The sequence below is a fragment of the Paenibacillus sp. FSL F4-0236 genome (genome assembly GCF_038000135.1).
Classification (GTDB): Bacteria; Bacillota; Bacilli; order Paenibacillales; family Paenibacillaceae; genus Paenibacillus_AQ.
In genome coordinates, this window is the sequence record NZ_JBBOBK010000001.1 from 2,417,206 (window position 1) to 2,437,038 (window position 19,833).

A 19,833-nucleotide genomic window follows, 5' to 3' on the forward strand; every position below is an offset into this window, starting at 1 on the left:
GAATCATTGCTTCAAAGGTATAACCATGTTCCACGTATCGGAAGCGTCCTTAAAACCATCACTGCCGTCCGAGACGGCCGCGAACAAATAAGTCGGCTTGCCGTTCTGGAACAACAGGAACGGCCGCTCCAGATTGCCCAGCGTCTGCACCGTGCCGTCATCCCAACGCACCGTCCGGGAATAGCCTTGCGGCTGCCCATGCAAGCTCCAATTCAGTCCGTCCGGCGACTTGGCGTAGATGCCGCCGTATTTTTCTCCGCATAGATGCCCTTCCATATCTTTGGCGATCAAATTGTATCCTTCGTTTGTTTGCCAGATAAAAGGGTCTTCGATATGGAACGACTCTGGAGGAAACACCGGCTCGTCACTCAGCACCCGGTACAGCCCCTCGTAGTGATCCGCATACGCAACGCCAATCGTCATGCCGCCATGCAGGTTGCCTTCGTAGTGACGTGCCTTGTAGATCAGCAGCACGGAACCATCCTCCCTGACACACGGAGCCGGATTGGAGGTCAGAAAGCTATCGAATCGGCCGGGACGTGTTGGCAATATCGGTTCGTCCGCTCTGCGCCACGGGCCCAAAACGCTGTCCGCTATAGCCAGACCTACCCGTTTGTTCGCCCGCGCCACGATGCATTGAGGATCTGTTAACCCGAAATTCCCGGGCGGCTCTGGATCGCTTAGCGGATGGGTCGAACCCGTATAATAAAGCAAATATTTGTTGTTGTGCTTGACGATATGGGGGTTGTGCGTGCAGCGTCCGTCCCAATATTCCGCTCCCCTCGCCGGAAGCGCCACCTCGCAGAATCGGTACGGTCCCTCGGGGGTATCCGAGTCTGCCCTGACAATCTCTGAAGCTGTCATCCAGCCGGGATGCATCGGCAGTGTCTTCGGCCAGCGCGAGGCAAACATATGGAATTTGCCGTCCTCGCCCTGCACGACGGAACCGCACCATACCCAATAACCTTCCATACGGAAGCCGCCGCCACGCGGAGCCGGCAACATTGTGCTAGTATGCATGTGCAGTCACCTCGTTTTTTCCCGCTGCTCCATAATTGCTGTGAAACATGGTCTCCCATCCTTCCAAATGAAGTGAATAACAGGACTGCTCCATACATCAATGGATCGACATAGTCATGCCGGCGAACCAACCGCCGGCACGCTTGCACATATATCGATCCTAAGGCGTATTCAGCCCCACATCGTCGGCTGCTAGCGGGCGATTCAGTAGAGGCGCGTCGGAATATTCGTCCGCCCCCACATCTGCTGTCGCCCGCATTTGACCGTCCATATCCGCCAGCACGAACGCATATGTCCCCACAGCTGCAGCAATTGCCGGGCTGCTCGCGGACAGTTTCTGAATGCCGTTCACCGCAGTCAGCAGAGGATTGATATTTCGGATCTGCTCCGAGCTGCGCGATATGTTGCTAATAGTGCTGCCAAACCCGATGTTACCTTGAAACAGCGTATTTGTTGTCGCCGCCTCGTAATAAAGCGTGCCGGTGTTGTTGTATACGATATTGTTCGCCACGACGGAATCCTGCGGAGCATACGTTTTTCCCGAGCCGATGACGATACCGGTTTTGCTGTTTACAATCGTATTGTTGACGATAAGCGCCCGGTAAACTTTCCATTGTTTGCGCAATTGTTCGACCGTCGGATTTGGAGGTGAGCCTCCAGTACCGCCGTCAAAGTCTCCGTTAGGCAAGTAGATTGCTTCGCCAGTCAAATTCTCAAAGTAGTTGTTATAAATCTTATGGTCATTGCCGAACATCCGGATGCCTTCCTGATCCGATTCCACACCGTCCCCGAGGAAGAAGTTACCATATACGCTGTTGTTATGGCCATGCCGCAGCGTCAGGCTGCCCTTGGACGTGCGGAATGTATTGAAGCGCACCGAATTGCTGCTGCTCTTGACCGATATGATTTCCGGCTCTCCATCGCAATTCTGAAATACATTGTATTGTATCGTATTATAGCCGTGGGAGAGCGTAAGACCCGACAAGCCGAGACGAATTGTCTCTTTGCCGTTAGCTACCCATGGGCCTACATCATGGAAATAGTTGTATTCGATAATATCGTATTGCGAAATTTGCCCTGAGCCATCCTGTCCTTCGTAAGCGATCAGCGGTTCTGTGTCGCTCTTCAGTCCGAAGTCGTTCCGGTCGATGCGGTTATGATGGCTGTTCGTGCCCCGCACTTGCAGCCACATCAAGCCGCTCCCCGAGCTGGGAAGCGCAAACGTATTACGGGTCAGCCGCGCATGGTGCGAGCCTTCCAACACCACTGCGCCATTGCTTGTGTTCGTAAACTTTAATCCGTCCAGCACCACATGCGAGGAGTTCTCGATGCGGAAGCCTGACGCTCCCGAGATGATAGCCTGACCGCGGTTTTTCGCTTTAATGACGATTGGCGCGTTGGCAGTGCCGTTTTTGTTTTGAACAGCAAACGGGCTTGTACGCGAATACGTACCGTTTGCCAACACAATCGTTTTACCCGCCGTAGCGGTTGCAAGCTCGGCAGCCAACTGCGTGGAAGTGCTAACTTCGACGACCGTCCCTTCGCTACCGCTGCCGCTTGAATCGCTACCATAAATTTCGACCTCGGCAAAGCTGTTCCAGGCGTTCACCGAGTTGCCATGGCCAACAATACGAACGTAGCGGACGGGGGCAACATCGGCAAAATCAAACGTCTGCAAGCTGTTGCTCAGACTGCTGACCGCTCCCGAAAGCACTGTACTGAAGTTGTAGCCATCATATGAAGTCTGGATATCAAAAGCGAAAGTTCGCTCCGCCCCATTGGTGAAGGCGATCTTCACGTATTCCACCCGCTTGCTCGATCCAAGGTCGTATTGGACCCACTCCCCTTCGCCACTCGCTGACCATCGTGTGTTAAGATCGCCGTCGATTGTATATGCGACGATATTGCCGTCATCTCCGCTGGCCATAAGTTGTGGCACGGTAATCGCCAACTTGCTTACGCCTGGCGGAGATCCGTTCGCGGTGCCGTAGAGTTCAACTTCAGAATAACTGTTCCACAGGTTGGAGGAATTGCCGTGCCCAACGATCCTCACATAGCGGGTAGAATCGACATCCGGAAAATCGAACGTTTGCAGACCTTCCACAAGGCTGCTCACAACTCCGCTGCTGACGGTCGTAAAGGTGGAACCGTCCATTGACGTCAAAATATCAAAAGTAGAAGTGCGGCTTGACCCATTCAGAAATGCAATTTTGATGAAAGACAATTTGCGATTTACGCCCAAATCGTACTGGATCCATTGCATGTCGCCATTCGCCGACCAACGTGTTAAGAAATCGCCGTCCACCGTGTTGGCTGGAACGTTGCCGTCATCTCCGCTCGCCGTCACGTCGGAGCTGCCAATTGTGAACTTCGTATCAGCCGCACTTGCCGTTCCTGGTATTAACGCAACCAGCATACAGATCAAAATAATGAACGTCATACTTTTGGTTCCCATAATTCATTTTCATCCTTTCCATTATGAAATGATGGTTATTGAATCATTCCCTTCGTTCCGTCCGGCACCTCCTCTCAAGAATACGAAAGCCGGGAGGAGCTTCCTGTCCTCCCGGCTTCGTGATTACGGCCTTTGATCCCGCTTAAAAAACATGCTGGCTCCAGCCTTTGCTCTTCGCCAAAGCTTCAATATAATAGTAATCACCGTAAATCAGCGATACGTTGATGTTGGTATTGACTGGCTTATGACCGGTTGCACCGAGCAGGATGCCTTCATACTCCGGCTTGTCGAGCGCACTGTAGTTGTTCGACAGCGAGCGAAGAATGCGCGTGGCCGCGCGCTGATATAAAGCGGCTTCCTCAGGAGCCACCTGCGACGCGATATCGATCAAGCCAGATGCTGCGCAGCTCGCCGCTGAGGTGTCGCGCGGCTCGTCCGTCAAGTCGGTCGCCGCACGGAAATCCCAATGCGGCACATCGTCTTCCGCCAACGCGCTGATGAAATAATGTGCCACCCCCTTTGCCGCATTCAAGTAACGTGCTTCTCCCGTATAGCGGTAAGCGCAGCTCATCCCGTAGAGCGCCCATGCTTGGCCCCGCGACCAGGACGATTCCGGCGCGAAGCCCTGTCCGCCGTCATAACGCTCCACTTCGCCCGTCTCCGGATCGAAGATAACGATATGATGCACCGAGCCGTCGCCTCGGATGAATGAGCGAAGCACCATATCTGCATGGGCGACCGCAATATGCTTGAAGCGCGGATCATCGCTTTCTTCACTCGCCCAGAACAGAAGCGGCAAATTCATCATCGAATCGATGATCGACCAACCCGTCTGGTTGCGGGGCCAGGCTCGAATGAACTGTCCTGCCGGGTTGTACCTGCCCGCCAGATAGTTGGCGGCGAACAGGCCGCGCCGCCGAGCGTCCGGGTCGCCGGTCAGCTTGTAGCGGATAACCGATGTCGGCAGGAACTGAAAGCCAACATCGTGGTGGAAATGGTTGTCCCGCAAGTAACATTGCTCCATGCGTTCGTCCCAAGGCTCCGCCTCCTCCCGATAACGTTGCTCGCCGGTCATATCGTACAGAATCCACAGAATGCCCGGCCAGAAGCCTGAAATCCACTGATCCACTTTGATCTGGTCATATTTGCCCGCCGCCGAAACATGTGGCGCTTCTGTCCAGCCCGCTTCGATCATATGATCAACTTTAATCTTCACTTTATCCCACCAAGCCGTCAGCTCGGATGGTTTCAGTTTCACATTTTCATTGCTCATCTCTGAAGTCCACCCCTTCTCCTAACCTTTAATGGCACCGATCAAGGCGCCTTTCACGAAATATTTTTGCAATAGCGGATAGACCAGAAAAATCGGAAGGGTTGCTACCATAATCGTGGCGTATTTCAATGTCTCGCCCAATATGATGATCTCATCTTGGGAGGCTCCTTCCGCCATGGAGTTTGCCTCGCCAATAATCAAAATTTCTCGCAGGATCAACTGCAACGGATACAGCGACCGATCCTGAAGGAAGATCATGGCGTTAAACCAGGAGTTCCAGTGGCTTACTCCGTAATACAGGCCTACCACTGCAAGCACGGGCTTGCATAGCGGCAGGAAGATGCGGAACAGAATGCCAAAGTCGTTGGCGCCGTCGATCTTGGCCGACTCTTCTAGCGCATCCGGCACTGCCTCGAACGATGTTCGCATGATAATGAGGTTAAATGCGCTTATTGCGGTAGGCAGGATCAGCGCCCACAGTGTGTCCGTAATGCCCAACCCTCTGACCAGCAAGTAGAACGGAATTAATCCACCGCTGAAAAACATGGTAAATACGATAAACAACGTAAGCTGCTTGCGATATTGCAATGTTTTTCTGGACAAGGCGTATGCGGCAAAAGAAGTAAGCAGCAAATTGAGAGCCACGCCTACAATGACAATAAATAATGTGTTGCGGTAGCCGAGCAGGATCATCGGGTTGCTGAATACCGCCTCATATGTTTCAAGCGAGAAGCCCAGCGGCTTCCAAAGAATGCCCTTATGCGCCATCATCAGCGCTGGTTCGCTGAATGAAGCAAATGCCACGTATAGAATTGGGTACACTGTTACAATCATGAGCGCGGACAAAAACAGCGTATTGCAAACCCGGAATATATGTTCACCCAAGCTTACTCGCATGCGAACCCTCCTCTACCACAAACCCGTATTGTTCAACTTCCGGCTTATCCAGTTGGAGCCGATAACAAGCGCGAAGTTAATCACGGAGTTGAACAATCCGACAGCGGAGCTGAAACTGAATTGAAAATCTTGAAGCCCGATCCGGTACACATACGAGGAAATGACATCCCCTGTCACATAAGTGGTCGGGTTGTACAACAGAATAACTTTCTCGAAGCCAACGCTCATAATTCGGCCAATGTTCAGGATGAGCAATATAACGAAAACGGGAAGCAGACCGGGTAGGGTAATATGAAGCATCTGCTTCCAGCGTCCACCCCCGTCGATCTTGCAAGCTTCATATTGCTCGAGATCGATTGCAGACAGCGCGGCCAAATAAATAATTGTACCCCAGCCTATATGCTGCCATATATTCGACGAAACGAAGATTGTCCGGAAAAAAGACGGCTCCAGCAGCATCGTAACCCTCTCACCACCGAAAAATGCGATAATATCGTTAATGACGCCGTCACTGCTCGTAAAATCTTTGATCATGCCGCAAATAATGACAAGCGAAATAAAATGCGGCAAATAAGTAATCGTCTGAACCGAACGCTTGAACAGTGCATTTTTCACCTCATTAAGCAACAAGGCGAGAATAAGCGGAGCGGGAAAACCGAAAATGAGATCGTACAAACTAATCATCAGAGTGTTTTTTAACACCCGCCAAAAATACATCCCGCCAAAAAAGTCTTTGAAATGCTCAAGTCCTACCCACGCGCTGCCCCCGATTCCAAGCCGGGGGTTAAAATCCTTGAACGCAATAATCGAACCGTACATCGGGAAATAATGAAAAATAATGAAATATAACAAAACAGGAGTAAGCATCATGTACAAATACTTGTTCTTAACCATGTCTTTCGCAATATTAAGCGGCAGACGACCGGCATGCGTGACTTTGCTGCGTCCCAGCTTCAATTGAGCCATCTCCTACTCCTCCTATCCAAATCCAGCATTATCGGCAGGGGATGGCTGCACCATTCCCTTGCCCCACGGCATCCTGCAGCCAGCCGTGGGACGATACATGGAGTTATCTGTTGTTGTAGCGATCCAAAGCGCCTTGATAGATGTCGATTACATCACGAATTCCCATATCTTCCAGCTGCTTCACAAAGCTGTCGAACTTGTCGAGCGGCTCGTTGCCCATTACAAATTTGATGAACATTTCTTCCAGATACGTGTTGATTGCCGTCATCGTCTGCGCTACCTTCTTGCTCTCATCTACAGTAGGCGTAATGAACGCGGGCAAAATATGTTTCGCCGCATCGGTCTCCGACCAAATCTGGACCGCCTCGTCCTGTTGTGGGAACGTGTTGGTTGTTTTTTGCTCATGCATCGGAAATGGACCGTTCGGAACCGTATACTGCGCCAACATCTGCTGTGAAGTGTACTTATCGTTTTTTACGATCATATCAGTAAATTTCGGAACGCCGTTGTCCAGCGTGTAGCTTTCGCCTTCAACGCCGAAGTTGTACATCATGGTTCCTTGCTCGCTAAATGCGAAGTCCAGCCATTTTACGATCGTTTCCAGGTCTTTCGCCGATGTCGTCACGGCCGCGCTTGCTTTCGGGTTATATTTGAAATCGCGCTGTCCGGTGAACGGTTTTTCGCCTGCTTTCAATACCGGATAAGGAGCCGCTACAAGATCAAAAGCCGGATTTTGGGCTTTACCGGACTCCAGCCATTTGCCCATGCCGCCGCCCAGCAGGAAAACAGTCGCGCCGGACTCACCGTTCAGAAGCCGCTTATCCAGCGTGTCGCGTTCGACGATCGGGAAGTCTTTATCAATCAGCCCTTCGGAATACCACTGGCGGAACAGCGTCATAACATCCTTGTATTGCGGATCTAACGGACCGTATTTCACTTTGCCTAGGTCGTCAATATAGAAGCCGTGCGATGTTTTGTATGCGCCGAAGAACGCGTCCTGCAAATTCATTTTGTTCGCGTATAGCGCCGTCAGCGGTGCTACGGCGCCTTTTTTCTCTTTGAACGCCGTCAGAACCTTATGCCAATCGTCTATCGTTACAGGCAATTGCAGCCCTAGCTCAGCCAACCAATCTTTGCGCAGCATTGGTCCGCGAAAGACTAATCCTTCCTCGTTGCGCACCATCGGGAAGACGTAATATTGGCCACTGTCGGTCTTCACCATTTTATCCAGCTCTGGATTAGCTTCCAGCATCTTCTTCAGGTTAGGCGCAAATTGGTCGATCAAATCGTTTAGCGGTACGATAACCCCGTCTGAAATCGCCTTTTCCGGTCCACCCGGATAAATACTCCAGTCGTACTCCAGCACATCCGGCAGCTTGCTGGAAGCCAGCAACAAATTAAACTGCTCTTCAGCTTGACTTTCGGTCGGATGGATGTAGTTCACTTTCACGCCGGTAGCTTCTGCAATCGCCTTCCCGATCGGCGCTTCCCCCAGATTCGTTGTAAATGTAATCAGGTTTCCGTTGATTGGAGCCCAGTATGAGAAAGTATCTTTTGTATCCAGGGGATACACCGGCATATCCGATCCCTCGTTGCCTTTGCTTACGCCATCGCCGCCCTTATTGCTGACGGCGCTTTGAGTCGGCTCTGTCTTATCCTTGTTTCCAGAGCCCCCATTACTGGAGCATGCGGTTAACAACAATGAAAGTACCATTGCGATCCCCAGTGTGAGCTGCAGCCTCTTATGAGTCTTGACGTTGCGATTTTTCGCCATTGTGCCCTCCGTTCTTTTCGTCTCGAATATGTTGGTGTGAATACGCTTTCAACATATCGTTAATCCGGTGCCGCAAGCTATCGTTAAAACCTAAAATATACTGCAATTTCTCAAAAATGAGGGTAACAAAACCGCATGTATGCCACTTTTTCTTGAAAAGAAAAGCCCTAGAGCTACTTGACTTCCCTGTAGCGCCCGGGCGTTATCCCTTCAAATTTTTTGAATATACGATGGAAGGTATTCACATCGTTGTAACCAACCTTCAGCGATATTTCGCTGACCGTATATTTCCCGTCGATAAGCAGCAATTTGGCCTGCACCAGCCGCGTCTTGTTAATATAATCGAGCAGAGATTCGCCGGCAAGATCCTTGAACAGTTTGGAAACATACGACGGCGTCATGGAGAAGGCTTCCCCGATCATCGAAATGTTCAGGTTCTCGTCCTGATAATACTCGTTGACATATTTCATGACCTTATCGATTAGCGGATTGCTGCAGTATTCGCGGTTATTATTAACGTAGCCGCACAGAAGCTCTAGCATATCGTAAAGCTGGCTGCGCATCTCCCCTACCGTCTGGCATTGCATCAGGCGTTCGATGGCGCGCACTCCGTCAGGCATATCCGGCTTGCCCGCGATGCGGATTTCGCCGATTACTTTTTGCAGCGTAGCCATTAGATCGAACATGAGACATTTGGCAGTATGAAAAGGAAACGGCTCCTTCGTCACATTTTTCTGAATGATCTCCCCGACGAACGCTTTTGCCTTATCGAGCTGCCCTTCGCGAACCATAACGATCAATTGCTGTTCGACCTTGAGCGGATAAAAATAACCACCTGGAGCAGCCCCTAGGTTGTCGTTACCGCTCAGGTCCCCATAATGAATAATGCCCCCGCTACCTACAATGATTCGGTATTCCATCGCCTCGATCGCTTCCTGGAACGCCTGGAAGATGCCATATTCGCCCTCCTGTTGCGCGCTGATGGCAGCGGTCAACTGTACATGAGCATAATTGGAGATGAACGACATCGTTTCTTCCGCGATGTGCCCCAGCTCCCCCCGCTGTTCCGTCGGCGATGCAAGCTGATGGTTGACGATGCAGGCGAGCAACTCCTGGTCCAGCTCTACCGCATAGGCGTTTACTGACTTTCGTGCGACCTCCTCGACCACGTTGGCGATCAGGAAGTGCAGCAACCGCTTATTATGGACCTGATCCTCATCCTTCCGATGGAACTTGCCGAAGTGCTCGATGCGCAGCAAAATAACAGAAAATCCGCCCAGCGGGAAACGCAGATCATAGGCTGAGAAAGATTCGTGCAACGGGATATGGCTGTCGAGTTGCCCCTTCAGCAGCCGCTGCAAAAAGTGCGATCTGAGTGTATTGTTATGCTGATTCAGTTTGTAATGAAGCTCCTCCTTCTCATGGAAGGTGCTGCTCAGTGCCTGCTCCAGAAAGGAGTATTCATTGGAGCCGCGATCAAAGGTAAAACCCGCCTTGAACGACAAGCTCTGGATCAGTGCATGGATCGGCAGGTAGTTCCGTTTGAGGAGCCAATACGTCACGCCACCGCCAACAATAAGGCAAAGCAAGATGCTGGCGATCGTCAATTGCTCTACCACGTTCATCTTCTGGTGATATACGTTCGCCGGCAGCGTCATCACATATTTCCATCCCGTAATGGATGAGGTTGTGTAGGATGCAACAAGCCGGTGACCGTCAGTCTCGATCTCAAGTTGCCCCGATTCTTTCGACATATCGCTGTATAATAGAGCAGGTTCCGACAGCGAATCGCCCGTAGACGCAATGAACCGGTTGTCTTTATCCAGAATAAAGATCGTACCTTTCTCAGGCGCCGAAGCTTGCTCTAGCAGCTTACTGCGGTCAATCATGAACAGCAAGACAGCTCCAGGTTGATTCATGATTGTTGAGTTCACATTTTGGGCATACATGACCGTTGGCCGCCACTCATTCTCTTCAGACACAACAACGGAGTGGTAGCCTTTAATGTACCCTTGGTCAAAATATTCTCGTAACGACTGGAAGGGCATATGCTCTTCAAGGCGAATATGGTCGTATAACGCTTCGATGTTCATACGGTTGTTGCGGGCGATGACCGTATCGCTATTTTTGTAGTAAATATAAATACCTTCAAGAAAATCGTTAGCGATTTCGTATACGCGCAAATCATTAGCGATTTGGTATACATCGTAGTGGTCCGAATCAGACAGATTGGTATCGGCCGAAATAAATGCTGCGATTCGCCTGTTGAGGCTCACCTCGAGGCTTAGATTCTCGATTCCTTTGAACTGGCTATCTATGGCTTGCTCCATCTGAAGAAGAATAGATTGGTTGGCACGGTTAATTTCAGCCTTTACAACGTTCAGCGTCGCGCCGTATATAACGCCGCTGATCAGAATGGGCACGAGCAGCACCGAGACGTAGGAAAGCATCCAGGTCATGTATACACTGCGATTTTTATGCCGGAGCTGCTTCAGATAGATTGTCCACCGGTTTCGAGTTTGGGCCATAGGTTCTCCTCCATGTTAGTTTTAGTCGGAGTCGGGACCGACGTCAATTCTTGTCAGAATAGCCGGACAACGAATATCCGCGACATCCGCTTTATGATTGTTAATACAAACCGCCGGAGACGGCCGGTATTCATAGATGGTCGGCTGCTCCTTGCCGCATATTCGATTGTAAGCGATTACGCATTGCTCCGGCGCATAAGGAATCCGTTTGCCGAGCGTAATGCCGTGACGACAATTGACAATCGTATTATTCACTACACTGGCTCGATAGACGCGCCAATGTTTCCTCAGTTCCTCATGCGTCGGCGCCTCGGGATAGCCGTCCGATCCGCCATCGTAGTTGCCGCCATCAATGAGCAGCGCATCCAACGTCAAGTTTTCCATATAGTTATCAAAAATGTGATGGTCGTTGCCGTAAATGCGAAATCCGCCCATTTCTTCCTTCACGCCATCGCCGATAAATACATTATTATGAAAGCGATTTCCATGTCCGTGACGCGCTGTCACTTGGCCGGCGGAGTTAAGGAACGTGTTGTACCGAACTGTATTATAGCAGCTTTTTACCGAAATAATCTCGGGCTCTCCGTCGCAATTTTCAAACAGGTTGTGTTGAATGGTAATATAGCCGTTCGAGAGAGAGATGCCGGACAGGCCGAGCCGGATCGCTTCAAGCCCATTGACGACACGCGGGCCTATATGATGAAAATAATTATATTCAATGACATCATGCTGCGAGATTTGTTCACCGTCGCCATCAAAAATAACGAGCGGCCCGAGGTCGGCTTTTGGCCCGAACTCGTTGCGTTCGATCCGGTTCCAGCCGCTGCCGCTTCCCAGCACAGACAGCAGGCTATACTCCGCCCCAACCTGTCGCGGCTCAAATCTATTCCGTGCAATCCTCACATGCCGCGAACCATCCAGAATGATAGATTCGCGCTGCTCGACCTGGAAATGCAGTCCCCATACCTCTACATAAGCAGAGTTCAAGATGCGTATACTTGATTCTCCAGCGATCGTCGCTTTTCCTTTATTTACAGCGCGAATGCTTAATATTGCGGTGTCCGATCCTACTTTGCCTTCAATAATATAATCTTCATTCCGTTCGTAAACGCCGTCTGCCAACAAGATCGAAGAACCAGGTTCTGCCCGGCCAATGGCTGCCGCCAACTCGTCGCTACTCGATACCCAATAAATAGTAGTCATTTTCCCACCTGCTTCCTATAGAATAGGCGGATATGAACCGCAGCCTCTTCAGGATCATATCCGCAACTTCACAACCTTTATTATGAAAGATACGTTTCCCATGCCATAGTGTAAAAAAATGAAGCAATCATAAAAATGTAAACTGAGGCGCAAAATGAGCAGGAATTACCTCCTTGCCAGCTGTAAAGCGCAACCTGCCGGTGTACAATAAATGAGAAAGGACGTATCCCGACACCAAATCGTGGATACGTCCCCATTGTTGTTGCTTGCTCTGCCGTTCGCTTACCCAAAAAAGAAGTACGCAACCTTCATCTCTTCTTCTTTCAACAGCAACTTTTGTGCCGCTTCGAGCAAAGGCGTGCGGTCATAGACAAGACTTTTCATCGCTATTTTGCCATCGGTAATCGTGAAATAGTGCGCTTCTTTCGACGGATCGTCGCGACGGCGGTAGGACACGCTTCCCGGATTCAGCCACAAACTGTCGTCACTCAAATAATGAATGCATCTGCGATGTGTATGTCCGAAAATAATGCGGCGATCTTCTTTGGGCCCAATTGTCCTGACGTTGCGTTCCGCCCAGAAAGCATCGTACTTGGGCAAGCTATCAATCGTCAAATAGTTTTCGTACAGATGTTGCATTGTATAGCTATAGCCGTCCATCTCGAATGTGCGGTAGACCGGTATGCTTTCGAGGAAGGAAATTTCCGCTTCTCCGAGTAGCCTTGCATTGTAATGCGCCCACTTGATCTCATCCTCCGCCACATCGTGACCGCTATTGCCGTTTCGGTACAGGTCGATAATAATGTCGTCATGGTTACCGCGAACACACTTCGCATCGTTCTTATGCACCCATTCGATAACTTCCCGCGGGAAAGGCCCGTAGTCTACAAGATCTCCCGCGCAATAAATCACGTCACAGTCGGATTCTGCCTTGCGGATCGATTCCAGCGCTTTGACGTTGCTGTGAATATCCGAAATAATTAAAGCTTTCATAATCAATTCAACTCCCTAAGATTCAACATTCTCAGCAGTACCGTCACCACATCCGCCACGTAGCTTTATCGTCTGGCATGAAATGCGTATCAGGCTGTTCTCTTCGTTTTTTAATTCCATGTTCAATCGGTTCACCCCCGGCAAATGCGGAATACTGTCTCCCGAAGACAGCAGCAAACACTCCGACATTTCGGATTTAAGTGTTCTCCCATTTGTCGAGTGCACTCTCCCTCCTTTATATAAAAAGATGAAACCTTGATAAATCGTCAAAAGCCAAAATCGCCCTCAAATATTCCAACTTCTTATCTACAATTTTTGGAATGGACATCAAATCTTAAAAAAGTCACTCACATCTCACGAATATGCATAGAAACATCTTTGTAGCTATTTTTATATACAGCATTCAATATTCTTAAAACAAAAGCATCAACAACATGATCCTTTTCATTTGGAGAAATAAACAAAACGACATCCGACCTTAGATGTTTTAGCAAGATTTCATTTTCGCAACTCCCTATGTTCATTTTAATTATTATGTTTCTTGCCCATGGCATATATTGCTTGAAGCCAATTTTGTAGGTCAGATCTTATATGCACAGAATCCTATAGTTGGGGACCCGCCAACATTTTAACGAAAATATACGCTAAGCCCTGAATAGCGTCCAGCTTGGTGTATTCTCATACTCTTAGGTGGTCCGGGACGTGTCACGAGCGGACGCAACGAAACGTATTGGACAATCATCCGGCGACATTAACGCGGTACTGTATTAAATGATTATGATATAAAAAAAGCTGTCGAGTCTCTCTTGACAGCCTTGCCGCGATTATCGCGGTTTCTATATGTTGCGTGTTTGTTCTTCACTCCCACCAATGCTTCATTTCACTGAATCCAACGTCCCATAGTTTAGCGTTCCCGGAAACGATAATCGTAATTTCGTTCAACTTGTCATAAAATGGTATATTTAAAGGTTCTGCTCCATTATTATATTGTTCATTGTACTGATAATGAACTCTTTGGTTTCCATCTACCAATATAGTGAGTTCTCCCTTGGAATCTCCCTTGTCTGGAATGCCAAAATAAGAATAGAACGTCACATCTTTTTTGTTCCCCAAGATGTAGGTGTATGATTTTCTTTTATCTCCTTCACTGTAATACACGTTCATTTTGGGTTCTATTTTCTTGCCTGCTACGGTGAAACTTGGAAGATTTTCAGTCATAGGCATGGTTCCATTCATTTCTTTCACATCGTGTAATGCTTGAATTGGGCTTTCTCTTTTCGCTACAACATAATTGATGGTTTCCGAGATCACGATTACTCCAACAAGAAGAACACCGATAGATAGGGCTGAAGCAATAAGCTTTTTATAAGAAATTTTTGAAGAACATCCAACTTTATAGGCGATAAATCCTATCGCTGCACCTAATGTATTGGATATAACATCATCTACATCAAAGCTGCCAAGATGAGTTAAAGCCTGCATCGTTTCCAGAACGAGAATCGTCAAGACAAAAAAGGATATGAACTTCCCAAAACTGGAACGATACAACAGAGGAATTACTACTCCAAAAGGGATAAAGGCAGCAATGTTTCCAAAGTTGTATACCCATGAAAAAGTTAGTTTTGGAAATCGAAGTGGAACTCCTTCTGGAACAAGTATAAATGTGTATCCATAATCGCTGTTCCAATGATCTAATCTACTGAAAGCAAAAAACATAAAATATAATATCAACAGCGTGTACAAAATTGTTCCTACAAAGAGGAGTTTCCGTAATTTCACTTCCATAATATCTCCTTTAATAATTCATCGATGGGTTTAGTATATCTCCCCAAAATGACATTAAAGTGACATTTTAGTCACTTAAACGCTCATTAAATGATTTGTTTGTAAAATTGAATCCGAATCTATGTTTAATCATCGTCGTAGTATAGTCTTATAGTCTTATTCAACTAAAGCACCCGCTAGTAGAAGAGCAACACTAATAAATTATACAAAGAATGAATAATAATTACTGACCAAAGAGAATTACTTTTCTTATATACAAACCCAAATATAATACCCAACACAAAAACTGTTAATATGGAACTTAGAATATAAGGGAATTCAAACAGACCTTTATAAAACCAAATAGGAAAATGAATCGATACAAAGAGTAAAGCTGTAACTGTATTTGCTATCCAGAATCTAAAAGAATCCATAAGCTTTCTTAATAAAAAACCTCTAAAGACAATTTCCTCAGTAATACCAACCAATAGAATAGTATTAAGCCATCCGTTAAATCCTATTTGAAAATCGATATTATTATTTAAAACGATAAGATTTATTACAAAATAGAATAGTATCAAGGCTAAGGATACCCAACCTGTCCATTTTAGACTTTTTCTAAAGTTATGATGTAACTGTAAATAGGAAAATGGTTTACTTTTTTCCATAATTATAACTAATAAAATAACAGGAATGACCCAAACAACTATTTTAATAGTGGCTGATGTTATAGCTCTTGGAACGGGTTCCATCAAATCTAAATATTGAACCAACCATAATTCTCTGATACACCATAGGGCGTAAAATATTATGAAATATACCCAAATATAATTTTTATTTACTTTGAATTCTATCAGAAACTCCTCCTTTACTTCTTCGATAATCCTGCCCCGTTAGTTGAATAAGATATAATTATAACTAGGCATCTCGTTTACGGTAAAATACAATAGCTACTGTAATAAAGCTCAGTGTCCATAACATTGAAATACCTGTCCCTTGCATTGGTGTAAGGACACTTATTTCATCAGAGGAAGACGGCATATACATATAAGATCCTGCCGTATCCGGAAAATAATTTAAAAAAATTTTATTACTAGGTAGAAAAACCCTCGTCAATGGACTGACAATGAAATAATAACCAAGCAGTACCACTAAAGCAGGAGTGGTTCGTCTTAATAAAGCACCTACAGCTGCACTGAGAAGTGTGGTTAATGTTAGATAGCCCGTTGCACCTATTAATGTTGTTATCATTGTGTCTATTTCTATCACTACTGTTGTGTCTCTCATCATAATAAAAGTATAGAGTACACCAGATGCAGCAATAATAAACGCCACAGGAATGGTTATAATCGCCAATGCCAAATGCTTCGTGGATAATTGGAACCCACGCCAAGGTATCGTAATTAAAGTAGTTCGAATCTGTCCACCAGTATACTCCGAACAAGTAGCTAAGATTCCAAGAATAATGAACCCTGCTTGAAGATATCCCATAGAAGCAAGTCCTATATTCAGTATATTTTGCGTACCTGTTGCCCCTTGTAGACCAACAGAAGTAAAAGCTGCGGCTAAAACTAAATTTAGAATGAATGTACCCATAAGAGTGAGCCATATCAATGGTAATGTAACTAATTTATCCAGTTCAGCACCAAGGATTTGTGTTAACTTTCTACTAGATGAGACACTCATGCTGCAACATCCCTCCTATGGAATACAACAGCTGCAACAATGAAAACAACGAGTACCCAGGCAAACATGACTAAACCGCCTGTGAAGGGGGTGTGAAACCCGTCGAATAAAGTGCCTGTGGACGTGTTGTCCGTAAACATAAACATTTCAGCGCCAGCCCTATCTGGTAAGTAAAACGCCAACTTTGTAACCCTATACAACAGGACACTAAATGATACAACGGATGAATTTATTATGAGCACAGCAAGCGGGAGGATGCCATTCTTAGTTAGAAAAGTAATTCCAAGTGCTAAAAGAGCAGTGAATGTCCAGTAACAAACTGCACCGATAAGTCTGGACAATTCAAATGCGGGGGCATATTCACCAAGAATAAGATGCGTTGCTGACACAGTTGTCATAATAGCAACAATACAAAGCAGTATGCTGATCACAGTCACAGCACCTGCTTTTGCCAGTAAAAAATGAAACCGGGATGAAATAACAGTTAAACTCGTTGTTATCTGTTGTCCTCCACCAGATTCACTGCTCTCTGTCAAATACTCACTGCTGACAGCAAGCACACCAAGAATAATAACGCCTTGCACACCAAGAGCTAACCCGATATAGCCAACTTCCGATAGCCGTGTGCTAACTCCAGCCATAATCTCCTCTTTTTGTGCTATGCTGTCCAAGGCAGCAATAAGCGCTGGTGCAAACGCTCCAATGAGAAAAGCAAGCCAAATACCCGGTAAGGAGAACAATTTAGATAGTTCCGCGTTAAATGCTCTCATACAACATCACCTGCAATTTCAGATGTCAGGGCAAAAAAGGCTTCCTCCAGCGTGGAATGGGTACCTATTACTTCTTCCAATGTTCCATCTGCAACGATGGTTCCATGCTTAATAATCACCACATCATCAACCGTCTCTGCAAGCTCTCCCATTAGATGACTGGATAATAACACCGTATTTCCAGACTCAGCACGATCACGTAAAAATGTCCGAATCCACCGAATTCCTTCTGGGTCGAGCCCATTTACGGGTTCATCTAAAATCAATATTTTTGGATCACCAAGTAGCGCAGCTGCTATTCCCAGTCTTCTCCCCATACCAAGAGAATACTGCCCAACTCGTTTCCCGGCTGCATTAGTTAGACCTACTATTTCCAAAACTTCCTCGACACGTGAGTTAGACAATCCTGCGGCACGAGCAATCCAACGCAAGTGTGCCCGTCCTGTTCGCATACGATGAGCTCCGAAGCCATCAAGTGCGGCACCTACTGTTGCTAGAGGATTATGTAATTCTGCGAATGGCTTTCCATTAATGAGTGCGCTCCCTGAGGTAGTGCGGTCTAATCCAAGCAGGATGCGAAGTGTAGAACTTTTACCTGCCCCATTTGGACCTAAAAAACCAGTTACTCTACCTGGTCTAGCTTTAAAACTGATACCTGATAAGATTTCCCTAGTTCCGCGATGTTTGACTAAGTTATTAATTGTAAGCAACCATAACACTTCCTTTCTGTTATGGTTCTAATTATAAAGAAGCAAAGTTACATCTCGGTTATCATGCTGTTTACTTCTGGGTTAACTTTAGGTTAAGATCTTCCGATAGCTACTCTTGTGCCACTATCATTTGATGTAAAATCAGCTTTCAGCTTCATTTTTTTCAACATATAATTTGAAGTCGATAAACCAATCCCCGCCCCACGCTCATAGGAAGAGTTATCCATACCTGGACCTCTGTCTGCAACAATGATTTGTTCTTTTTCTACATCAACCACAATATTTACATATTTCCCCTCTGCTGCATGACGAAGAATATTCTGAAATAAATTATCCAGAACCCGTGTCATCCATTTAGGATCTGCTTCCCAATAAAAAGTCGCCTCTGTCGGTAAATCAACCTCGATCTGGATTTCTTTTTCTTCAAATACAGGATACCACGCAGCAACAGATGCTCTTACTAAACGTCCAATATCTGTTGAAGTGGGCCTAAAAGGATGTTTCCCTGATGTAAGCAATGTATAGGAAAGTAAATCATCCATTAGATCCCCCACTCTTGTAATCGTATGATTCATTTCTGTTAATGAATTTTGTCCTTCTAGACTCATTGATTCTTTATTTAATCGGGTGACATGTCCTCTCAAAATGGTAAGTGGCGTTCGTAAGTCGTGAGATAAATTCGCTATGAGTCGATGTCGTAACAATTCCTCTTCATGTTCTCGCTTGCGGCTGTCTTCAAGCTGCTGAATCATCCAATTAAAAGAATTGCCTAACTGGTCTAATTCATCCATACGATCACTTTGAACAGATATTGGTCTAGGAAATGAGTTATGATTAGCTGAAAATGACATGGCTTCCTGTAAGCGGGTGAGACGTTTACGAAGTCTTAAGAAGAAAATCCAAGATATTACAACAAATGCGACAATAATAAAACCAAACAAAAGTAGTACAACGTAAAATAGATTTAACGCATTCAGCTCTTCACCATTAATAGGAGATTCAATGAACGCAGATAAGAAAATAAGTATAATTGGAGGCAAAAAGATAAATAGAAAATGTCCTTTTAGAAAATGACGAAATAATGATTTAGTCTGTTTCATAGTTTCACCCGATAGCCTATTCCCTTCAACGTTTCAATAATCTCTGGAGAATCTGGATGACGTTCCAACTTTTGACGCAGTCGATGGATATGTACCATTAGTGTTTTATCGCCAGTTATATATGTTTCTTCCCAGATGGCTTCATAGATTTGTTCTTTTGGTAAAACTTGATTAGGGTGGCGTAAGAAGTACATTAAAATATGATGTTGCTTCCCTGTTAATATAATTTCTTCTCCTGTGCGTTTGTCAAATACCATTTGGACTTCTGAATCTACTTCAATATAATTTCCTAATGAAATGCGTTCGGAATGTGTTCCGCCACTTCGACGGATTAGTACTTCTAATCTTGCAACTAATTCATCCGTATGGAATGGTTTCGTTAAATAGTCATCAGCAAATTGTAAACCTTCTACCTTATCATCTATCGATGTTCGAGCTGTTAACAGCAAAATAGGAACAGCAGGAGCTACCTTTTTTAATCGTTTTCCCACAGTAAATCCGTCTAAACCGGGTAACATGATATCCAAAATAACGATTTCATGCTGATTTACTTCTTTTTCAGCTCCTTCACCAGAAAGCAGCCACTGAACTGAAAATCCCCGCTGTTCCAATTCTTCTTTTAGAAAGCTGCCTATTTTCTCATTATCTTCAATGTATAATACATTTCTTTTCAAGTAACATCCCTCGCTCTAAA

Annotated in this window: 17 protein-coding genes; all 17 read right to left on the reverse strand. The window is 46.3% G+C overall.

Going from position 1 to position 19,833, the window contains the following annotated elements:
* Window positions 1–3: 3 nt before the first annotated feature.
* Entirely contained in the window at window positions 4–1,005 is a 1,002-nt protein-coding gene (locus NSQ29_RS11170; RefSeq protein ID WP_341125054.1) for a glycoside hydrolase family protein, read from the reverse strand.
* Between the two features lie 175 nt (window positions 1,006–1,180).
* Window positions 1,181–3,475 (reverse strand): chondroitinase-B domain-containing protein, encoded by a 2,295-nt coding sequence (locus NSQ29_RS11175; RefSeq protein WP_341125055.1) that lies wholly within the window; start codon window positions 3,473–3,475, stop codon window positions 1,181–1,183.
* Between the two features lie 142 nt (window positions 3,476–3,617).
* On the reverse strand, window positions 3,618–4,748 hold the full coding sequence (locus tag NSQ29_RS11180) for a glycoside hydrolase family 88 protein (protein ID WP_445739160.1): 1,131 nt from the start codon (window positions 4,746–4,748) through the stop codon (window positions 3,618–3,620).
* Between the two features lie 21 nt (window positions 4,749–4,769).
* Entirely contained in the window at window positions 4,770–5,645 is an 876-nt protein-coding gene (locus tag NSQ29_RS11185) for a carbohydrate ABC transporter permease (RefSeq protein ID WP_042188472.1), read from the reverse strand.
* Between the two features lie 12 nt (window positions 5,646–5,657).
* Window positions 5,658–6,611 (reverse strand): ABC transporter permease, encoded by a 954-nt coding sequence (locus NSQ29_RS11190; RefSeq protein WP_042188470.1) that lies wholly within the window; start codon window positions 6,609–6,611, stop codon window positions 5,658–5,660.
* Window positions 6,612–6,714: 103 nt separating this feature from the next.
* Window positions 6,715–8,385, reverse strand: coding sequence for an extracellular solute-binding protein (locus tag NSQ29_RS11195; RefSeq protein WP_341125056.1), 1,671 nt, complete (start codon window positions 8,383–8,385; stop codon window positions 6,715–6,717).
* A gap of 173 nt (window positions 8,386–8,558) precedes the next feature.
* Window positions 8,559–10,844, reverse strand: a complete 2,286-nt coding sequence (locus tag NSQ29_RS11200) for an AraC family transcriptional regulator (RefSeq protein ID WP_341125057.1) — start codon at window positions 10,842–10,844, stop codon at window positions 8,559–8,561.
* Window positions 10,845–10,934: 90 nt separating this feature from the next.
* Window positions 10,935–12,116, reverse strand: a complete 1,182-nt coding sequence (locus tag NSQ29_RS11205; RefSeq protein ID WP_341125058.1) for a polysaccharide lyase 6 family protein — start codon at window positions 12,114–12,116, stop codon at window positions 10,935–10,937.
* A 282-nt stretch (window positions 12,117–12,398) separates the two neighbouring features.
* Window positions 12,399–13,109 carry a metallophosphoesterase family protein gene (locus NSQ29_RS11210; protein WP_341125059.1) on the reverse strand — a complete coding sequence of 237 codons (711 nt, stop codon included), beginning with the start codon at window positions 13,107–13,109 and terminating at the stop codon, window positions 12,399–12,401.
* A gap of 15 nt (window positions 13,110–13,124) precedes the next feature.
* On the reverse strand, window positions 13,125–13,334 hold the full coding sequence (locus tag NSQ29_RS11215; RefSeq protein WP_341125060.1) for a hypothetical protein: 210 nt from the start codon (window positions 13,332–13,334) through the stop codon (window positions 13,125–13,127).
* Between the two features lie 633 nt (window positions 13,335–13,967).
* Window positions 13,968–14,894 carry a VanZ family protein gene (locus NSQ29_RS11220; protein ID WP_341125061.1) on the reverse strand — a complete coding sequence of 309 codons (927 nt, stop codon included), beginning with the start codon at window positions 14,892–14,894 and terminating at the stop codon, window positions 13,968–13,970.
* A 176-nt stretch (window positions 14,895–15,070) separates the two neighbouring features.
* Window positions 15,071–15,625, reverse strand: a complete 555-nt coding sequence (locus NSQ29_RS11225) for a CPBP family intramembrane glutamic endopeptidase (RefSeq protein ID WP_339271667.1) — start codon at window positions 15,623–15,625, stop codon at window positions 15,071–15,073.
* A 166-nt stretch (window positions 15,626–15,791) separates the two neighbouring features.
* Entirely contained in the window at window positions 15,792–16,559 is a 768-nt protein-coding gene (locus NSQ29_RS11230; protein ID WP_341060892.1) for an ABC transporter permease, read from the reverse strand.
* Window positions 16,556–17,329 (reverse strand): ABC transporter permease, encoded by a 774-nt coding sequence (locus NSQ29_RS11235; RefSeq protein WP_341125062.1) that lies wholly within the window; start codon window positions 17,327–17,329, stop codon window positions 16,556–16,558. Before NSQ29_RS11235 ends, NSQ29_RS11230 begins: the two co-directional genes overlap by 4 nt.
* Entirely contained in the window at window positions 17,326–18,039 is a 714-nt protein-coding gene (locus NSQ29_RS11240) for an ABC transporter ATP-binding protein (RefSeq protein WP_341125063.1), read from the reverse strand. The genes NSQ29_RS11235 and NSQ29_RS11240 overlap by 4 nt, the downstream gene beginning before the upstream one ends.
* Window positions 18,040–18,131: 92 nt before the next feature.
* Window positions 18,132–19,139 (reverse strand): sensor histidine kinase, encoded by a 1,008-nt coding sequence (locus tag NSQ29_RS11245; protein WP_341125064.1) that lies wholly within the window; start codon window positions 19,137–19,139, stop codon window positions 18,132–18,134.
* Window positions 19,136–19,813 carry a response regulator transcription factor gene (locus tag NSQ29_RS11250; RefSeq protein ID WP_076299854.1) on the reverse strand — a complete coding sequence of 226 codons (678 nt, stop codon included), beginning with the start codon at window positions 19,811–19,813 and terminating at the stop codon, window positions 19,136–19,138. The genes NSQ29_RS11245 and NSQ29_RS11250 overlap by 4 nt, the downstream gene beginning before the upstream one ends.
* Window positions 19,814–19,833 lie beyond the last annotated feature (20 nt).

Coding starts and splice junctions, on each gene's coding strand:
- NSQ29_RS11170 (WP_341125054.1), bottom strand. CDS start 1,005: ATGTTGCCGGCTCCGCGTGGCGGCGGCTTCCGTATGGAAGGTTATTGG.
- NSQ29_RS11175 (WP_341125055.1), bottom strand. CDS start 3,475: ATGGGAACCAAAAGTATGACGTTCATTATTTTGATCTGTATGCTGGTT.
- NSQ29_RS11180 (WP_445739160.1), bottom strand. CDS start 4,748: ATGAGCAATGAAAATGTGAAACTGAAACCATCCGAGCTGACGGCTTGG.
- NSQ29_RS11185 (WP_042188472.1), bottom strand. CDS start 5,645: ATGCGAGTAAGCTTGGGTGAACATATATTCCGGGTTTGCAATACGCTG.
- NSQ29_RS11190 (WP_042188470.1), bottom strand. CDS start 6,611: ATGGCTCAATTGAAGCTGGGACGCAGCAAAGTCACGCATGCCGGTCGT.
- NSQ29_RS11195 (WP_341125056.1), bottom strand. CDS start 8,385: ATGGCGAAAAATCGCAACGTCAAGACTCATAAGAGGCTGCAGCTCACA.
- NSQ29_RS11200 (WP_341125057.1), bottom strand. CDS start 10,844: ATGACCTGGATGCTTTCCTACGTCTCGGTGCTGCTCGTGCCCATTCTG.
- NSQ29_RS11205 (WP_341125058.1), bottom strand. CDS start 12,116: ATGACTACTATTTATTGGGTATCGAGTAGCGACGAGTTGGCGGCAGCC.
- NSQ29_RS11210 (WP_341125059.1), bottom strand. CDS start 13,109: ATGAAAGCTTTAATTATTTCGGATATTCACAGCAACGTCAAAGCGCTG.
- NSQ29_RS11220 (WP_341125061.1), bottom strand. CDS start 14,894: ATGGAAGTGAAATTACGGAAACTCCTCTTTGTAGGAACAATTTTGTAC.
- NSQ29_RS11225 (WP_339271667.1), bottom strand. CDS start 15,625: ATGGAACCCGTTCCAAGAGCTATAACATCAGCCACTATTAAAATAGTT.
- NSQ29_RS11230 (WP_341060892.1), bottom strand. CDS start 16,559: ATGAGTGTCTCATCTAGTAGAAAGTTAACACAAATCCTTGGTGCTGAA.
- NSQ29_RS11235 (WP_341125062.1), bottom strand. CDS start 17,329: ATGAGAGCATTTAACGCGGAACTATCTAAATTGTTCTCCTTACCGGGT.
- NSQ29_RS11245 (WP_341125064.1), bottom strand. CDS start 19,139: ATGAAACAGACTAAATCATTATTTCGTCATTTTCTAAAAGGACATTTT.